The sequence below is a fragment of the Nisaea sp. genome (genome assembly GCF_017640745.1).
In the GTDB taxonomy this organism is placed as follows: domain Bacteria; phylum Pseudomonadota; class Alphaproteobacteria; order Thalassobaculales; family Thalassobaculaceae; genus Nisaea.
In genome coordinates this window covers 1-16,812 of sequence record NZ_JAEPQA010000014.1, presented here as the reverse complement: position 1 = coordinate 16,812, position 16,812 = coordinate 1, and the positions used below count along the sequence as shown (strand labels likewise).

Genomic DNA, 16,812 nt, shown 5'->3' with positions numbered 1-16,812 from the left:
CTCAGGCGCTGCGGGAGGCGTGCTTTTCCCGGAGCGCGGCGAAAACGCTCTCACCGTCCACCGGGGCGCTCTGGTCGGACAGGCGGCGCGCGAGTTCGGCCTTGAGATGAGCGCGGCAGGCTTCGAGGGCGACGGCGTCCGAGAGCAGGTCCGACGGCGCCCGCCCCGTCGCGGCACTCAATTTCGCGAGCGCGGCAGCGGTTTCGTCGGTGATTTCGATCATCTTGCTCATAAAACGCATCATAGCATCGTCGGTGCCGGGGGGACACAGCGCTCGGATCATCAAGCCCGTCGTCATCCCGGACCGCGATCCGGGATCCATCGCTCCACCGTCACCACCATGCGTTCCCCTGGGTCCCGGCCTGCGCCGGGATGACGGACGCGGGGTGATCTTGGGGAGAGGGCTGGTTCTTTGGTCCAGTGCACCAGAAAGAGAAAACCCGCTTGGCGAACCAGGCGGGCTCTCCGAACCTCAAAGTTCCGTCAGAGCCTACATATCGCCCTCGACGACGGTCAGCCCGAGCGTGTGCCAGGCCTGCATGCCGCCGCGGTAATAGAGGATCTTCTCCGCCGGATAGCCCTCGCGGAGCATGGCCTTGATCGCCATCGGGGATTGACCGCACCAGGGGCCGTTGCAGAACAGCAGGACCGTCTCGGCATTCTCGCAGTTCCATTTCCCGTCCGCCTTCTTCACGCAGCCGATCTCGTCCAGACGGTCGGCCATCTGGGTGTAGGGCATGTTGATCGCGCCGGGGATCGTGCCGTCGACATGCCATTCGACGGTCCGGCCGTCGATCAGCTTGCCGCCGGTCCTGGCGAACTCAAGCAGCTCGACCTCGCCCACGGTCGTCACGCCCGGCGCGACCTGCATCGGCTGGATGCAGAAGGGCGGACATTTGCGCGAGGTCTTCGCGTAGGTAGGATCGATCGTCGCTTCCTGGTCCTGGTTGCGCATGACCTCCACCGGGCCGTCCTTGGTCGGCACCGTGACGCTCGGCGTCTGGGCGTTGATCTTCACTTCGAGCTCGGCAGCAAACAGCTGCTGCGGCGCCGCGGCCAGCAAGGCCAGCAGCGCGGTCAGAATCATGGCTCTCATTCTCTGTCCTCCCATAAATCTTGTTTGTGCATTCGAGCGTATGACCGCTTCGTCATGCGATATTACATTCATGTATTCGAATGTGTTTAGCGCAATAATTGCAGCGATGCGCATCCGCCCCTGAATGAACGGGACGCGCCGGAGGAGGATCAGGCGGCAGGATCAAGGGAACAGATCACTCTTGCCCCTCGTCCAGAGCAGCGAGGATCGCCACCCAGTTCTGCCGGCCGCCGAGGAGCCGGACGATTTCGATATGGTCCTCGAGGATGCGATAGACGATCAGATGGCCACCCAGGGGATGGATCCGGACGGGCGGCCTCAGCTCCGTGCGTTCCCGGGCCATTTCCGGCACGCGCAGCAGAGCCTCGAACCCTTCCGTGAGCGCGTCGATATAGTCGTCCGCCTTTTCGGCCGACCAGGTTTCCTCGGAATAGAGCCAGATTTCCTCAAGATCGGCGCGCGCCCGCGGCGTCAGACGGTAATGGGTCGGCGCGCCGCTCTCACCCGGCGGCACGGCGCGCGCGCATCGCGGATTTGAAGGCCTCCGGGTCCAGGCGTTCCGCCGTACCGCTGGCGATACCCTCGTCGATGGCCGACTGCAGCATGACGAGCGCGGCGCGGCGTTCCTGGTCCCGGCGGATCAGGTGGCGGACGTAGTCGCTCGCATTGCTGTAACGGCCATCGCGGGTCTGCTCCTCGACCCAGTCCTTCATCGGGTCCGGCAGGGACACGTTCATCGTCGCCATCGGCATCTCCTTGCTCACGGATACTCTAGCGCACGATGGCAAAGTTTGCCAATTCACGATTGGTGGCGCCGCCCCCTCACCCCGGCTTCACCGCCTCCGCCAGCATGGTCATGCCCGGGATCATCGGCTCCACCTTCACGTCGGTGAACCCGGTCGCCTCCAGCTTCTCCTGCAGCCACTCGTCGTCGAGCGAGCGCGCCTCGGGCGTGAAGGCCGTGTGCTGGAGCTGCCAGAGGGCGGCGAGCTTCGGGCCGGTGCGGTCGGCGGTGACGATGAAATCGTGGATCAGCAGGCGGCCGCCCGGCACCAGCTTGTTCCAGGCGCCTTCCAGCAGGTTTTCATGCTCGTCGCCGGGCACGCCGGAGAAGAGATAGGACATCAGGATGGCGTCCTGTCCCTCCGGCCACTCGGTGCGGAGCGCGTTGCCGCGGATGTACCTGATCCGGTCGGAGAGCCCCGCCTTCGCGATATACTGCTCGCCGAGATCGGCGACATTGGGGAAATCCACGATGGTGGCGGTCAGGTCCGGAAAGGCCTTGGCCAGCGTGATCGCGAAGGCGCCGGTGCCGCCGCCGACATCGAGCAGCTTCTTGCCGCCGGAAAGGTCCACCTGCTTCGCGAGGCCCCGCGCCGGGCCGAGGGAGCCGGCATGCTGGCTCCTGGAATAGAGCCGGGCCTGCTCCGGGTCGGAGAACCAGTCGGCATAGGAGCTGGTCGCGTCGTCGGGCAGGTTGTTGGCGATGGCGTCCTCGATCTGGTCGAGCAGCCCGTACATCTGCCTATCCACCTGCAGGCGGAGATAGTCGCCGAAATCGTATTTCGCCCCTTTCACCAGGAAGGCCTCGGCGGCTGGCGAGTTGGCAAAGCGGCCGTCCTCGGTCGAAACCACGCCGAGCGCGGCGAGCGCGGTCAAGAGGGTCTGCACCCGGTCCGGGTGCAGACCCGTCGCCTCGCCGACCTCCTCGACCGAGAGCGGACCGTCCTTCAGCGCGGTGAAGATGCCATGATGCAGCGCAGCGAAAAGCGCCTTCGAGCCCATGAACCCGAAGGCAATATCCGAGATTTCTTCCGCTTTGGTAAGCAGCGTCATGGTCCGAACCTCTCCTGTTTATCGTTTTATCGACATAATTTATCCGATAACGACAGAAGAGGCAAAACGGCTGGGGTTTTCCAAGGCGGGACATGGGCTTAGGGATCGTTGCGGCACGAAATTCTTGCTGCAGCGCAAACATATCCACGCGCCCGGCCTTGAGACGCGACGCATCGCTTGACCCACACGCCCATCGGTTGAACCATGATGCAACCCGATGGCGAAAGGAGGCCGCGATGGCACTCTACAAGGACGATCGGTATCTCGTGAAAATCGACGACGACGCGTTCGACTTCCTGCACCGGCCGGCGGATACGGCGCCGTTTTCCGGAATCTACCGCTGCGAGGGCTGCAGAAAGGAAGTGGCCTCGAACCAGGGCGACCCGCTGCCGCCGCAGAACCACCACCAGCACGACGAGGCCCTCGGCGACATCCTCCGGCGGCTCGTCGTCTACGCGGATCACGATCCGCAATAGCGGGAAGAGACGCCCTCTCCCGCGTCGGGGAGAGGGCGAAGAGGTGTGCTGCGGCTCTACTTGCGGATGCTCGCCAGGAACTGGCGGATCTCTTCCTTCAGGCGATCCGCGTCGCCGGTCAGGCGCCGGGTCTCGTCGCGGATCTGCGAAGCGGCGTCGCCGGTCTGATGAACCGACTGCGAAACCTCCGAGATGGTCGAGGAGACCCGGGCGGTGCCGGCGGAGGCTTCCTCGACATTGCGGGCGATCTCCTGCGTGGCCGCGCTCTGCTGCTCGACCGCGGCGGCGATCGCGCTGGCGATCTGGTCCACCTGTTCGATGGTTTCGGTGATCGCGGCGATGGCGTCGGCGGACTCGCTGGTCGAGGACTGGATGCCCTGGATCTGCGCCGAGATCTCCTCGGTCGCCCGCGCCGTCTGGCTCGCGAGGTTCTTCACCTCCGAGGCCACGACCGCGAAGCCCTTGCCCGCCTCGCCCGCCCGCGCGGCCTCGATCGTGGCGTTCAGGGCGAGGAGGTTGGTCTGTTCGGCGATCTCGGTGATCAGCCCGACCACCTCGCCGATCTTCTGCGCCGCCTCGGCGAGCCCCTGGACCTTGCCGTTGGTATCGGCCGCCTGCCGGACCGCGCCGGAAGCGACATCGGAGGCCTGCGAGACCTGACGGCCGATCTCGGAGATCGAGGCGGTCAGTTCCTCGGTCGCCGACGCAACCGTCTGGATGTTGCGGGCGGCGCTGTCACTGTCGGAGACGACGATGGAGGCCTTCGCCTTGGCGTCGTCGGCCGAGGCCGCCATGCCGTTCGCGGAGCCGCTGAAGGCGCGGAGCGCGTCGGCGACCTGCTCGACCGTGCGGGCAACGGTGCCTTCGAACTCGTCGGCGGTGCGGATGCGCATCTGCCTGCGGTCCTCGCTCGCCTTCTCCAGCGCATCCGAACTCTCCTGTGCGATGCGGCGGCGTTCGAGGGTCGCGGTCTTGAAGGTCTCGACAGCCTTGGCAAGATCGCCGACATCGTCGCGGCGCTCGAGATAGGGCACGTCCCGGTCCAGTTCGTTGGCCGAGAAACGCTGGATGATCTCACGCAGCACCGGGAAGGGCTTCATGATCGCGCCGATCACGACGAAGGCGAGCGCAGCGGTCGCCAGCACGACCACGATCATCACGGAGAGCAGGCTCAGGGTCAGCTCCTGCTCGATCGCCGCGATCGCCTGCTTGCCGACGCCGACATAGAGGATGCCGATCACCTTCGATGTGTCGGACGTGGAGAAGATCGGCTGGTAGAGGGTGAAATAGTCCTTGCCGAGAATGGTGGCGACGCCGCGATAGGTCTCGCCCTTGGTGACGATCGGATAGACCCGTCCGGTCTTGCCAAGCGGCGTCCCGATGGCGCGGCTGCCGTCATCCTTCTTGATGTTCGTGGTCCGGCGCCAGAAATCGCCGCTTTCCTCGTCCCAGGCGAAGATCGTCGCCGTCTCGCCGGTGGCGAGGCCGACAGTGTCGATCGGTCCATGGTCCTCGAAGGCGGGGATGGCGCCGTCCCAGGAGAGTGCCAACCCGTCCGCCTTCCGCGCGACCTTCAGCTCGCCATAGGTCTTCTCCAGCAGCAGCGCGGCCGTGTTCAGGTTCTGACCCTGCGCGCGCGCAGCCTGTTCCTGGACATAGGAACCGATCAGAAAAATCGAGGAAAACGCCGTCGCCAGCATCGAGACGATGACAAGGAGGATGGTGACCGCGGCCACCTTGTTACGCACACTCAAGCCCGACAGCATTTCAACCCCTCTCCGCAAGCAAAAAAGTCCCTCGTCGCGCGAGGGTTGCGCGCAGCGTAAAAGCTTTAAGGTAAATTTTATCTTACCAAGCGGGATTTAGTCGTCCGGCGCCACAGGCCAGGGCGCGAAGCCGTAGAGTTCCTCCGGATTGCGGAGAAGAATACGCGTGCGCACCTCCTTCGAGGGCGCCCACTCGGCCAGCAGGTCGAGCAGAGCGCGGTCGGCGGAGCCTTCGCCTTCTTCCTTGCCTGTTTCGCCCGTCCGCTCAAGATGCGGCCAGCCGCTGCCCCAGAGCATCCGTTCCGGCGCCCAGTCGGCGAGCGCACGGGCCAGCGTCCGTACTTCCGGATCGTCCGCCTCGCCGGTCTTCGAGATCGCATACGGACGTGCGAGCTTGACCCAGACATGTCCCCGGTCGATCAGGCGGCGCAGCGCCCGGAAGCCGGGCTGGGTCAGGCTGCGGGAAAAGCGGAAGCCGCCGCAGTCGGAGAATACGGTCTCGCCCGGCCAGCCGCGCAGCATCTGCTCCAGCTCGTGCAGGTCTGAGCCGTCGAGGGAGATCTCCCGGCTCCAGCCGGTCAGGTCGTGGGTGCGGCGGACATGGCGGTCAAGCTCTTCCCAGGGGCAGGTGAGGCGCCCGCGCAGCATGCTAAGGCGGAGCCCGTCGATCCCGGCGCCGGCCAGATCGGCGAGACGCTTCGGATCCTCCCCCGGCCCGAGCGTCGCGAAGGCGCGGGTGCAGTCCTCGACCAACCCGTCGGGCGATACCGCGAGTGCTTCCTTCGCCCGCAGCAGGAACTCCACATCCGCTCCCGGCACATCCGGCTGGAACAACACGGCACGGGCAAGCCCGAGCTCCTCCTGCCGCTCCCGATAGGCATGCGGCGGATGCTCCGGCAGTCCGCCCACCGCCTGTTCGCCGTCGAGGCTGGTGATCGTCACCTCGCAATCGACGGCGCCCGGCGGCGGCACCACCTTCGCCCGCTCGTCCGCGTCGGCGCGCAGTTCGCCAAGAAAACTTTCAAAGGACATCGGGCGGCGCCCCTAGAAAAGCTGAAAGACGCCGGTTTCCCGGTAACGCCCGAAATACTTAAGCGTCACCCGGTGGGAGGGAAGCATCTCCGGCAGATTGTCCAGCGCAAACCAGTCGAGAGCCAGCGTCTCTTCGCCATCGGCAGTCGGTGTGCCTTCCCAGCGCCGGGCGACGAAATCCAGCCCAAAGCCCTGGATACGGTCGCCGTTTGGGTAGGTCAGAAAGTTGGTCTCCGGATCGGAGGAATGTCCCCATGGCACAGGGTCCAATACGGTCAGACCGGTCTCCTCGGCGACCTCTCGGACCAGGGTCGTAAGAGCGCTTTCCCCCGCCTCGCAGAAGCCCGCGGGCAGCCCCCAGACATTCATGTCTCCACGCAGCTGCAGAAGAACGCGGCCATCCTCGTCCTCGATCACACAACGGGCTCCCGGCATCAGGACGAGCCGGTTGCCAATCAGCTTCCGCAGCTGACCGAGATAGCTCTCTTCGAAATCATTCACGACCGGGGCTTTCCGCCGCTCACATCACCGCCCCGATCTGCCAGGGAATGAATTCGTGATCGCCGATCCCGAGCCGCTCGCTCTTTGTCTTTTCGCCCGAGGCGACGCGGAGCACCTGCTCGAAGATCTCGGTCCCCATCTCCTCGATCGAGACGCCCTGATCCATGACCGGACCGCAATTGATGTCCATGTCCTCGGACATGCGCTCGTACATGGCTGAGTTGGTGGCAAGCTTCATCGAGGGTGCCGGCTTGCAGCCGTAGCAGGAGCCGCGTCCGGTGGTGAAGGCGACGATGTTGCTGCCGCTCGCCACCTGCCCAGTGATCGAGGCCGGATCGTATCCGGGGCTGTCCATGAAGACGAAGCCCTTGGTGTCGATCTTCTCGCCGTATTTGTAGACCCCGGTGAGGTTCGTGGTGCCGCCCTTGGCGGCCGCGCCGAGGCTTTTCTCTAGGATGGTCGTCAGACCACCCGCCTTGTTGCCCGGAGAGGGGTTGTTGTTCATCTCGCCGCCATTGCGCGCGCAGTACTCTTCCCACCACTTGATGCGCTCGACCAGCTTTTCGCCGACCTCCTTGCTGACGGCCCGGCGGGTCAGGAGGTGCTCGGCGCCGTAGATCTCGGGCGTTTCCGCCAGCACCGCGGTGCCGCCATGCCGCACAAGCAGGTCGGCGGCGTAGCCGAGCGCCGGGTTCGCGGTCATGCCGGAATAGGCGTCCGAGCCGCCGCATTGCAGCGCCAGCGTCAGCTCCGAGGCCGGGCAGGTCTCGCGCCGGCTCTGGTTTGCGAGCGGCAGCATCTCCTCGATCAGCTGAAGGCCCTTCTCGATGGTCTTCCGGGTGCCGCCGGTCTCCTGCAGCGTCATGGTGCGCAGGCGCGGGCCGCGCTCGAGCTGGTTCGCTTCCAACAGGAAGTCGATCTGGTTCACCTCGCAGCCGAGGCCTACCATGATGATGCCGGCGAAGTTCGGGTGCCCGGCGAAGCCCCAGAGCACCCGCTGCAGGTTCGCGTAGCCCTCGCCCGTATCGGCCATGCCGCAGCCGGTCGCGTGGCTGAGCGCAACCACACCGTCGACATTCGGATACTTCACCAGCAGTTCCGGCGTCACCGCGTCGGCGAGATATTTCGCCGCCGAGGCCGAGCAGTTCACGCTGGTCAGGATCCCGATATAGTTCCGCGTCCCGACCTTGCCGTTCTTGCGGCGGAAGCCCTCGAAGGTCGCGCGCTCCTTTTCCGGCACGTAGTCGGTGTCGCGCCGGTCCATGCAGAAGGCGTAGTCGCGCTCGAAATCCTTCATCGCGACATTGTGGGTATGCACATGCTCACCGGGCCGGATGTCGGCGGTCGCGAAGCCGATCACCTGGTTGTACTTCTTCACCGGCTCGCCGACGCCGATGCGCCGGGTCGCGATCTTGTGGCCCCGCGGGATTGGACCCAGCGTCGCCACCATCTCTTCCGCGATCTTGGTGTTCGCCGCGATCTCGGTGCGCGACGTGACGACGTTGTCCGCCGGGTTGAGCCGGACCGTCAGTTTCTCGCCGCCGCGGCCTGCGTCTGCTTCGGCCATCACATGCATCTCCCTCAATATGATTGCTGCGATGATAGCTCAGCACCGGTGCTGCGCAAAAGCTTGCCGCGTGGAAATCCGGTGCTTACTGATGGACGATAATCTGATCAAATCGGGGGGAAATCATGGCAGGACGTCTGAACGGCAAGAAAGCGCTGATAACGGCCGCGGCACAGGGCATCGGGAAGGCCACTGTCGAGGCCTTCAGCCGCGAGGGCGCGCAAGTCATCGCAACCGACATCAACATGGACGCGCTCGGCGCGCTGGAGGGTCTCTCCGGCGTCACCTTGCGCAAGCTGGATGTGCTGGACGACGTGGCGGTGATGTCGGCCGCCAAGGAGATCGGCGCCGTCGACGCGCTCTTCAACTGCGCCGGCTTCGTCCATCACGGCACCATCCTCGACACCAGTGACGAGGATTGGGACTTCTCCTTCAATCTGAACGTCAAGGCGATGTTCCGCATGTGCCGCGCCTTCCTGCCGGCGATGCTGGAGAACGGCGGCGGCTCGATCATCAACATGTCGTCGGTCAGCTCAAGCCTGAAAGGCATCCCGGCGCGCTGTGTCTACGGTGCCAGCAAGGCCGCCGTGCTCGGCCTCACCAAGTCGATCTCGGCCGACTTCCTGAAGCAGGGCATCCGCTGCAACGCGGTTTGCCCCGGCACCGTGCAGTCGCCCTCGCTCGACGGCCGGATCAACGCCTTCGACGACCCCGTCCAGGCGCGCAAGGATTTCATCGCCCGCCAGCCGCTCGGCCGGCTCGGGACTGCGGAGGAGATCGCCGCCATGGTGCTCTATCTCGCCTCGGACGAAAGCGCATACACGACCGGCCAATTCTTTGTTGTCGACGGAGGCATTCTCAACTGATGTCGTCTCAATCTCTCACCCGCGTCGACTTTGACGCCGCCGCCGCCCGTATCCGCGGCAAGGTCCGCCGGACGCCCTCCCTCGAGGCCGTGGCGCTGAAAAGCGATCCGGCGCCCGGCGGGCGTCTGCTGCTCAAGCTGGAGAACCTGCAGCCGACCGGCTCCTTCAAGGTGCGCGGCGCCACGAACACGGTGATGTCGCTCTCGGAAGAAGAGAAGGCGCGCGGCCTGATCACCGCGTCCGGCGGCAATCACGGCCTCGGCGTCGCCTTCGGCGCGCGCATGAGCGGCTGCCCGGCGGTGATCTATCTGCCCGAGAGCACACCGAAAGCGAAAGCGGAGAAGCTGAAGGCATGGGGCGCCGAGGTGATCGTGCATGGCGCGGTCTGGGACGATGCCAACGAGGCGGCGCTAGCGCGGGCGGAGACCGAGGGCCTGACCTATATCCATCCCTTCGCCGATCCGAGGGTCGTCTCCGGGCAAGGCACCATCGCGCTGGAGATGCTGGAGGACAATCCGGAAATCGACACGCTGGTGGTCGCCATCGGCGGCGGCGGGTTGATTGCCGGTGTGGCGACCGCGGCGAAGCTGCTGAAGCCGGATATCCGCGTGATCGGCGTAGAGCCGACCGGCGCGCCGACGCACCATGCCGCCCGCGCGGCCGGGCATCTGGTGACGCTGGACAAGATCGAGACGGCTGCGGGCACGCTTGCCCCCCGGACCTCGGCCGAGCTCAATTTCGGTTTGATTTCGGAGAACGTGGACGAGCTGGTGCTGGTCTCGGACCCGGACATGAAGGCTGCTGCGGAATGGCTCTGGGCGGAAGCCGGGATCGCGGCCGAGCTGAGCGGGGCCGCAGCACTCGCCGCCATTCAGAGCGGAGCTGCTGCCGTCGAAACGGGGAGCAATGTCGGCGTCATCGTCTGCGGCGCCGGAACTGACGGACTCGGCTAGCCTTTTCTATCAGGCGCCTTTGCGAATCACGAAAGTGAAGGCGCCTTCCGCCTCGTCCTCGCTGACAAGTTCATGGCCGCCGCTATTGCAGAAATGCTTGAAGTCGAGCGGCGAAGCAGGATCCGTCGAACGAACCGAGATCAACTGGCCGGGCGCAAGGCCTTTAATCGCCTTTCGGGTTTTCAACACCGGCAGCGGACATTTCAAGCCGCTCGCATCCAAGGTCATCGCCGGTTCGTTCATCGTCTTTCGCCTCGCAGATCATCGGGTCGGCTGAATATTGTGACGGAAGCCCTCGCTTGCCAATCCCCGCCTGTTCCCGGCCATGTCCGGTCGGCCGCGCATCGGCGATTTCACGGATGATCTTGGCCAGCAGGACGTCGGCAAAGCGGGTTTGCTCGTCGGCCACCATGACGAATGCACCGACGCCGCCGATGATATCCAGACGGTAGTGCATCTCCAAAGGCATGCCTCCCGGTCCCGGACGGTTCCCGCCACGGCTTTTCACAGCAAGTGCGTTTACGGTAATTCCGGCATCGACCGCCCGGTCTCTCGCCCAGTCTATCGGGCGACCGCCGATCTGCGGGCCGTCCCCGGAGACATCTATCACCAGGCGCGTGCCCTCGTAGGCGTTGCCGAGGATCATGTCGGTCGAATAGGCGATCGCCTCGCTTATCGAATTATATCCCCAGGCCGCGCGCGGCGCCGCCATCAGCGCCTCGCCGAATGCGCGAGCATCGTCCGGCCCGGCGATTTCCGACCAGTCGACGATGGTATGCTGGGAGGCCGCGTCTCCCCATTCGATATAGGTAACCACTATTTTACCCCGGCGACCCGACGCGATGGCGTCCAGGACCCGCCTATCGGCAAGCGCATCGGCATATCCCTGACGCTGCAACCGCAGTTCTTCGTCGTCGATGGAGCCTGACCCGTCAGCGGCAAAGACCAGCTCCAGGTCGACCGGCTCCGCTAAGCCGGAACGAGTCCAGGCGCTCATTAAGACAAGTGCGCACATCACCGCCCGGCATCCGGATCGCACGCCACAGGCGCGACTTAACATTCTTGAAACAAAACGGAATTTATCTGTGGATAACTTTTTTTGCGCTGCGGCACGGCTAGAAGCTTCAAATGCAAGGGATCCGTTCCGCCTCATGTTCAGTCGCCCTCAAACATTGCATTCGCAAAGCGTTTTGACGATTCGAGTTTAAAAAACAAAAGAGCCCAATTATTCACAAGCCATGCACAGCTTGGCATTTCATGGTCTCTCCGAGCATCCCGGGCAAGCCTAAGAATTCTGAGACTCCGATCACTCCCGTCAACAATAAAGACTTGTGAAGGAACGCAAAGCTATAATTGAATTAGGGTCAATCTGAAAGAGATGGACAAGCTTCTCTGTATTGCCGCACCCGGACTGATCATACGCACCCTCGAACACAAACAAAAATCGGGTGAAATTTAAAAGAATTAAAAATGAAAAGAACCGGCGGGCCGGAGCTCGATACTTCGTTTGGCGGATAGCACCGGCTCCCCGTCCATCGCCAACTGGGTGACGTCAACATTTAAACGGACCGGCTGGCGCACCCAATAGGGGAAATCGATCCTCAGCACCAGCCGGTCACCGCCACTGATGACGCGGTGCAATTCTCTCCGATACCGCCTGGGGTCCGCATAGCTCAGGAAGTCCCCGGAGACAGACGCCATGATCCGGAACTCTCCGTCTCGGCCAACCGTAACGATGCCGGCACAGGCGGGTCCGGCGAAGACATTCGCTTGCGGCGCAACAACAACCGGAGCGCCGCATCCCTGTTCGCCCCGGGGCACGATCTCCAGCTGCATCATCGAACCTGCACCGCCGCTCGTCCGTTCCGGGGCAGCTTCCTCACGCTGGATGATCGAACTGTAAAGGACCGCTGCCATCAGTCCCGCAGACGCTATCCCGGCGGCGGCCGCAATGCGTTTCCCTGCGAGCGGCGGCCACCTGCCTCGCGGAGGCGAGCTCCGCAAGGCGCCATAGCGGCTTTCGAACGTTTCCGTCCCGAGGCAGGCCGACAGAGCCTGCCCCGGATGGTCGACGGGCAGAACCTGCCAGCCTCCGGCACTGTCCGGGATGTCACCTCCGGCGGGGAGTACGAAGAGGCCCCGCCCCGATCCGGCCATACCGGCCCTTTCCAGCTTTTCCCGGACGTGATCGACCGTTCCGATATTGAGATCCCGGTCGAGCCGTCCCGTGACCAGCAAGTCCGTTTCCGCCGGCTCGTCGCCCTCGGCAAGGAGGTCTTCGTGCTTCAGTAAGTGGGCGACAAACAGGCCGAGCTGCCAGCTCTCGCCCCCTTCGATCGTCGCTGACAGATCCGTCCGATAGACCGGGTGACCGGTCTGTCGCTCGACCACACCCGTCGGCTCGCGCACGAAGGAGTCGTAATCGGCGCTAACCGGCAGCGCGGCAAGGGAGCCTGAGAGACAGAGAGCGGACCGGACCGTCGGATTCTCCGCCGAGATCCGCACCACGCGGACCGCCCCACGGGTCGTCGCGATGAAAACCCGTACCCGTTTCGCGCCCGCCGTCACGTCAGGAAGAGCCTGCTGTCCGGATTGCGGAACGCCCGGAGAAACGGCGCATCGGCATCGAACATGAGCTGAAGCGGCAAAGTGTCCGCCTCGGGCAAGACGGCATATTCCGGGCGCATGCCGGGCTGAAGGGCGACAAGCAGGCGCGGCAGCTCCGCCCCCGGCTGCGCCTGCTCGATCAGCAGATATGTCGGGCCGTCCGCGGCAAGTGAAGTCGCCAGCCGCAGACGATAGCTGTCACGTTCGCGCATTTCGAGGCCGCCGCTGCTCGCCGCTGCGGCTGCAGGAAACTCGGCCAGGGCAATCCGGCGGAGCAGGGCTTCCGCAGCCGGGGCCAATTTCGGATTACCGAAAGCGCGGTCCAAAACCGCATCCGCTCCCCTCCCGTCCGGCCGCAACAGACGATGCGCCAACTCGGAAAAGCAGATCGCACCGGCTGCCTCTTTCGTCGCGCCTCGCAGGTCCCGGGCCAGCGAGGCCGCAGTAAAAAGCGCCTTTGCCAACGGATCGGCCACCGTCTCGTCCTCGCCGGTCATGCATGCTCCCGGTAAAGGGCCGCCAGAGCAGCGGCGAAACGGCGGCAATCCTCGTCGAAAACCTGATCCGGGGAGATCAGGTCAAAATGCCGTCCAAGCGACTTCAGCAGGTCCTGCAGACTTTTGGCGCAATCGCGAACCAGCGGTTCGCTGACTTCGGCCGCCTCGAGAACCTCGCGCTCCAGCACGCGGTTTTCGTCGAAACCGCGACGGTTGATCTTGGCGAATGCGCCTCGGGCGGCGTGGAAAAACCCGGCTTCGGGTGCCGCCTCCGGATCGCCGGAAAGCGCATGTTCGATCAATCCTCCGACGACCTGCTCGGGGCGAAGCGGGACCACGTTTCCCTCGAAAGGTCCCGATCCTGAAACACTTTGCTTGAGGGCCGGCGCCATCTCCGGAAAGAGCGAGACCGCAATCGCCAAAGCTTCCGGTCTGCGGTTCCGGAACAGAATATACATCAAGGCCTTGCGAACTTTCAGGAGATGCATTGCGATCGTCCCGAAGCTTGCGACGGTGGTCGCGTATTTCTCTTCCGGCGAGGTGCCGATCAGGCTGGCCACCAGATCCTGCCCGGCATGTCCGCTCCGCCTGCGCAGCGCCTGGATGATGCGCGCCTGATGTGCGCCAAACACTTCGGCACGCAGGATTGTCAGCGGCAGAATGCCTGCCGCGTCGCCGGCCTCCAGAACCATTTCAAGGCGTGCGGCCTCCCGCTTGTTTACCGATTTGAGCCGGTCTGCCGGAGGCGAGGAAAGTTCGGTGAGGATGGCCCGCCCCCCGTCTACGACCTCCAGAGCCTCCAGCACCTGTTCGGGGTCAACCTCCCCCTGTTCGCGTGATGGCCCGATCGGCGCGGCGCTCTCGACCGCCCGCCGGACCGCCGCCTCCTTGAGCGCCGTCCGCAGCCGGAAACAGTCCAGAGCGACGGTGCGAAATCCCCTGAAATCCCCGCCGTCGGAATGCAACGCGCAACGCTGTTCCCAGAACGCCAGAATTGTGCGGTCATCGATGGATTCGGCAGCCGGCCTGCGTCCGCTTCGATCGGCGAGAAAACCGCATATCACACCGAACTTCCGCTCGTATTGCTGCGAGGGGAGATGCCGCTTCAGAAACTCGTAGAGGCGTCTGGACAGGGCGTTGGCGAGCGCCTGCGCTTCACCCCGCCCTTGCGGGCCGGCGAGAAATGCCGCGATCTCATCGTCCACCGCTTCGAAACCAAGGGCGGTTACACAAAAATCAAGCAACGCAGCGAGGAAAGGGATCCGGCCATAGCTGATGCGGAATTCCGGCGAGGCCGTTCGAAGAATAAGCTCGTTCGCTCCGGCATGAACCCCGGACCCATTCCGGTCGAGCCGTCCGGAGGCGATCGACGCCGCTTTGAAGGCCGCAGCGCTTGCTGTGCGTACGCCCCAAAGATAACCGATATACCCTCCGCGTCCCGCGATCCGGTCTGCAGCGGAAATCAGGAACGCAAGTTCCAGCAAAGGCCGGCCATAGGCCCTGGCGGCGACCGTCTGGATAAGGGAGCGGCGCACTCTCGCATCGTAACGCCGCCCGGCATCGCCCGAGGCTTCGACGACCGCGGCGAGCGCCGAGGCAAGCTCTCCGCTGATCTCCGTTCTCAGGCCAGCTGCTCCCCCACCATGCTCAAACACGCGCGCGGCCCCTCTAAATTAGTGAGTAATTTTATATTTCCTCACCTTATGCGTGTTTATCTTGGGTGATTTCCGGACCAGCCGCAACACTCCCATATGCAAGTGGTTGCCCGCAGATCAGGGCGCGGACAGCTCCAGCCGCCCGTTGGCGACATCGACAGAGACGAACGCACGCGCTCCTAGATCGGCGGCAATCTTTTCGATCCTTCCGGCAAGCGCCGTCAGATCGAGAGCCGTCTTGTAGCCGAACGTTACAGCGCTGCCCTCATCGTGGCGCCGGATGCGCAAAGGCGACAGAAGATCGACGGTCTCCACGGCGAGGATGTCCGCAACCGTCAGAACTTTGTCGAACGGCAGGCCGGAAAAGACGAGCTGGACATCGGCCCCCGTCCGTTCGGCAACCGATGCTGCCGCGCCTTTTCCTGCGCTGACCCGGTAGGGGACCATGTGGATCTCGACATCTCCGATCCAGGGCGCAGTTGCCAGTTGATGGAAGAATGTCTCGGCGGATGGTGCGACGTCCGGTAACTGAGTGCCGGCAATGGGGGCAAGATTGCCGAACTCCGGCGGTCGGCCTGCGGCGAGCAAAACGATCAGGGCTTCACGATCGGACGCCGCTCCGGTCCGGGGTGACACGAAATAGTCCGAGGTCCCTCCGATCCAGACCCGCCGTTCCGCCCCTTGGGAAAGCCGCAGTACCGGCCCCCCTTCATTCGTGCCGCCCCTTTGCTTTAGAGCGAGCCCCACGACCGAACCGTTCGCGACGCGCACATATATGGCCGCCCACCGATCGACCGGCCAGCGCGCGAAGCGCAGTTCCGGCACCGCCTCAGACACGAGCTCCGGATTCGCCAGAAATACAGTTGGACCGGCATCCTCGGACCGGGCCGGAACCACTCCCAGGAGACCCGCGACCAGAGCTCCCCATGCGATGCCGCGCAGGTTCATTGCCTCAAGCGCGGCGCGCCGCGACCGACTCGGCCAGAATACAGAGCAGCTCGAACATGACCGTCGCGCCGGTCAGCGCGGTGATGCCGCTCGGATCGAAAGGCGGCGCGACCTCGACCACGTCGGCGCCGACGAGGTTCACCCCGCTCATGCCGCGGACCAGCAGCTGCGCCTCGAGTGCCGTGAAGCCGCCGATCTCCGGCGTCCCGGTTCCAGGTGCATAAGCCGGATCAATACCGTCGATGTCGAATGTGAAGTAGGTCGGCCCATCCCCGACCACGCGCCGAGCCTCGGCGATCACCGCCTCCAGCCCCATCGCATGCGCTTCGTGGATCTGGATGACGCGCATTCCGTGCTCGTAGCTGAAGGCCCACTGGTCGCGCCCGTTTATGCCTCCGCGAATGCCGATCTGCACGCAGCGTTTCGGATCGAGCACGCCTTCCTCCACCGCCCGCGAGAACGGCGAGCCGTGGTGGAAGCGGGAACCGAGATAATCGTCGCCGGTATCGCAGTGGGCGTCGATCTGGATCAGCCCGACCGGCTCCTTGCGTCCGAGCACCCGCAGGATCGGCAATGTGATCGAATGATCGCCGCCGGCACTGAGCGGCACCGCGCCGGTCGCCGCCAGCTTTTCATAATACGCCTGAATCTGTTCATGCGCCTGCTCGAGCTGGAACGGCCGCTCGACCACCGCGTCACCGACATCGGCGACCGAACACAGTTCGTAGGGACAGGTCCCGGTCGCCTGATTGATGGTGCGTATCATGCTGCTCTGGTTGCGGATCTCCCGCGGGCCGAGGCGGGCGCCCGGACGATTGGTCACGCCGCCGTCATACGGTACGCCGACCAGCGCGATATCGAGGCCGTCGGCGCTTTCCCGGAAGGGCATGCGCATGAAGGTCGGCAATCCGGTATAGCGCGGCGCCTGCATTGCCTCGAATTCCTGTTTCGACATGCCCATGGCCGTGCTCCTTTCTCCGCTTTCGTTCCAGTCTGCGATTGCGCCTGATCG

Annotated in this window: 19 protein-coding genes; 3 read left to right on the top strand and 16 right to left on the bottom strand. The window is 64.4% G+C overall.

Annotated features, from left to right (window positions below; all coding sequences use genetic code 11):
- Position 1: 1 nt before the first annotated feature.
- The 5 genes from JJ959_RS11230 to JJ959_RS11210 all read right to left on the bottom strand — a co-directional run bounded on the left by JJ959_RS11230 (position 2) and on the right by JJ959_RS11210 (position 2,932).
- The gene (locus JJ959_RS11230) at positions 2-232 is read right to left on the bottom strand and encodes a hypothetical protein (protein ID WP_292883541.1); all 231 of its coding nucleotides are present in this window, start codon (positions 230-232) and stop codon (positions 2-4) included.
- A gap of 258 nt (positions 233-490) precedes the next feature.
- A complete protein-coding gene (locus JJ959_RS11225; RefSeq protein ID WP_292883538.1) occupies positions 491-1,096 on the bottom strand; it encodes a rhodanese-like domain-containing protein in 606 nt (201 codons plus the stop codon).
- A 175-nt stretch (positions 1,097-1,271) separates the two neighbouring features.
- Positions 1,272-1,610 carry a type II toxin-antitoxin system RelE/ParE family toxin gene (locus JJ959_RS11220; protein WP_292883535.1) on the bottom strand — a complete coding sequence of 113 codons (339 nt, stop codon included), beginning with the start codon at positions 1,608-1,610 and terminating at the stop codon, positions 1,272-1,274.
- Positions 1,597-1,842: a type II toxin-antitoxin system ParD family antitoxin gene (locus JJ959_RS11215; protein WP_292883531.1), complete on the bottom strand. Its 246-nt coding sequence runs from the start codon at positions 1,840-1,842 to the stop codon at positions 1,597-1,599. Before JJ959_RS11215 ends, JJ959_RS11220 begins: the two co-directional genes overlap by 14 nt.
- 76 nt (positions 1,843-1,918) lie before the next feature.
- Entirely contained in the window at positions 1,919-2,932 is a 1,014-nt protein-coding gene (locus JJ959_RS11210; protein WP_292883528.1) for a methyltransferase, read from the bottom strand.
- 236 nt (positions 2,933-3,168) lie between these two features.
- On the opposite strand from JJ959_RS11210, the gene JJ959_RS11205 reads away from it, so the two are divergent.
- Positions 3,169-3,408, top strand: coding sequence for a hypothetical protein (locus JJ959_RS11205; RefSeq protein WP_292883525.1), 240 nt, complete (start codon positions 3,169-3,171; stop codon positions 3,406-3,408).
- 56 nt (positions 3,409-3,464) lie between these two features.
- Here JJ959_RS11205 and JJ959_RS11200 read toward each other — a convergent pair whose 3' ends face one another.
- From JJ959_RS11200 to JJ959_RS11185, 4 genes are all read right to left on the bottom strand, one after another.
- On the bottom strand, positions 3,465-5,174 hold the full coding sequence (locus JJ959_RS11200) for a methyl-accepting chemotaxis protein (protein WP_292883522.1): 1,710 nt from the start codon (positions 5,172-5,174) through the stop codon (positions 3,465-3,467).
- Between the two features lie 96 nt (positions 5,175-5,270).
- Positions 5,271-6,206, bottom strand: a complete 936-nt coding sequence (locus tag JJ959_RS11195) for an amidohydrolase family protein (protein ID WP_292883519.1) — start codon at positions 6,204-6,206, stop codon at positions 5,271-5,273.
- Positions 6,207-6,218: 12 nt separating this feature from the next.
- Positions 6,219-6,707 (bottom strand): NUDIX domain-containing protein, encoded by a 489-nt coding sequence (locus JJ959_RS11190; protein ID WP_292883516.1) that lies wholly within the window; start codon positions 6,705-6,707, stop codon positions 6,219-6,221.
- Between the two features lie 19 nt (positions 6,708-6,726).
- Complete coding sequence (locus JJ959_RS11185; RefSeq protein ID WP_292883513.1) at positions 6,727-8,274, bottom strand: UxaA family hydrolase; 1,548 nt, start codon at positions 8,272-8,274, stop codon at positions 6,727-6,729.
- Positions 8,275-8,399: 125 nt separating this feature from the next.
- Here JJ959_RS11185 and JJ959_RS11180 point away from each other — a divergent pair, with 125 nt between their 5' ends.
- Together JJ959_RS11180 and JJ959_RS11175 are read left to right on the top strand one after the other, a co-directional pair.
- Positions 8,400-9,140, top strand: coding sequence for an SDR family oxidoreductase (locus JJ959_RS11180; protein ID WP_292883510.1), 741 nt, complete (start codon positions 8,400-8,402; stop codon positions 9,138-9,140).
- On the top strand, positions 9,140-10,093 hold the full coding sequence (locus tag JJ959_RS11175; protein WP_292883507.1) for a threonine/serine dehydratase: 954 nt from the start codon (positions 9,140-9,142) through the stop codon (positions 10,091-10,093). Before JJ959_RS11180 ends, JJ959_RS11175 begins: the two co-directional genes overlap by 1 nt.
- Positions 10,094-10,102: 9 nt before the next feature.
- Here JJ959_RS11175 and JJ959_RS11170 read toward each other — a convergent pair whose 3' ends face one another.
- From JJ959_RS11170 to speB, 7 genes are all read right to left on the bottom strand, one after another.
- Positions 10,103-10,321: a sulfurtransferase TusA family protein gene (locus JJ959_RS11170; RefSeq protein ID WP_292883795.1), complete on the bottom strand. Its 219-nt coding sequence runs from the start codon at positions 10,319-10,321 to the stop codon at positions 10,103-10,105.
- Positions 10,257-11,108 (bottom strand): DUF1194 domain-containing protein, encoded by an 852-nt coding sequence (locus tag JJ959_RS11165; protein ID WP_292883505.1) that lies wholly within the window; start codon positions 11,106-11,108, stop codon positions 10,257-10,259. Before JJ959_RS11165 ends, JJ959_RS11170 begins: the two co-directional genes overlap by 65 nt.
- A 449-nt stretch (positions 11,109-11,557) precedes the next feature.
- A complete protein-coding gene (locus JJ959_RS11160) occupies positions 11,558-12,661 on the bottom strand; it encodes a hypothetical protein (protein ID WP_292883502.1) in 1,104 nt (367 codons plus the stop codon).
- Positions 12,658-13,197 (bottom strand): hypothetical protein, encoded by a 540-nt coding sequence (locus JJ959_RS11155; RefSeq protein ID WP_292883499.1) that lies wholly within the window; start codon positions 13,195-13,197, stop codon positions 12,658-12,660. The genes JJ959_RS11160 and JJ959_RS11155 overlap by 4 nt, the downstream gene beginning before the upstream one ends.
- The gene (locus JJ959_RS11150) at positions 13,194-14,852 is read right to left on the bottom strand and encodes a hypothetical protein (RefSeq protein ID WP_292883496.1); all 1,659 of its coding nucleotides are present in this window, start codon (positions 14,850-14,852) and stop codon (positions 13,194-13,196) included. The genes JJ959_RS11155 and JJ959_RS11150 overlap by 4 nt, the downstream gene beginning before the upstream one ends.
- Positions 14,853-14,969: 117 nt before the next feature.
- Positions 14,970-15,800, bottom strand: a complete 831-nt coding sequence (locus JJ959_RS11145) for a hypothetical protein (RefSeq protein ID WP_292883493.1) — start codon at positions 15,798-15,800, stop codon at positions 14,970-14,972.
- A 4-nt stretch (positions 15,801-15,804) separates the two neighbouring features.
- Positions 15,805-16,812 (bottom strand): agmatinase (speB, locus tag JJ959_RS11140; RefSeq protein WP_366817001.1); only part of this gene is annotated, 1,008 nt, incomplete at its 5' end.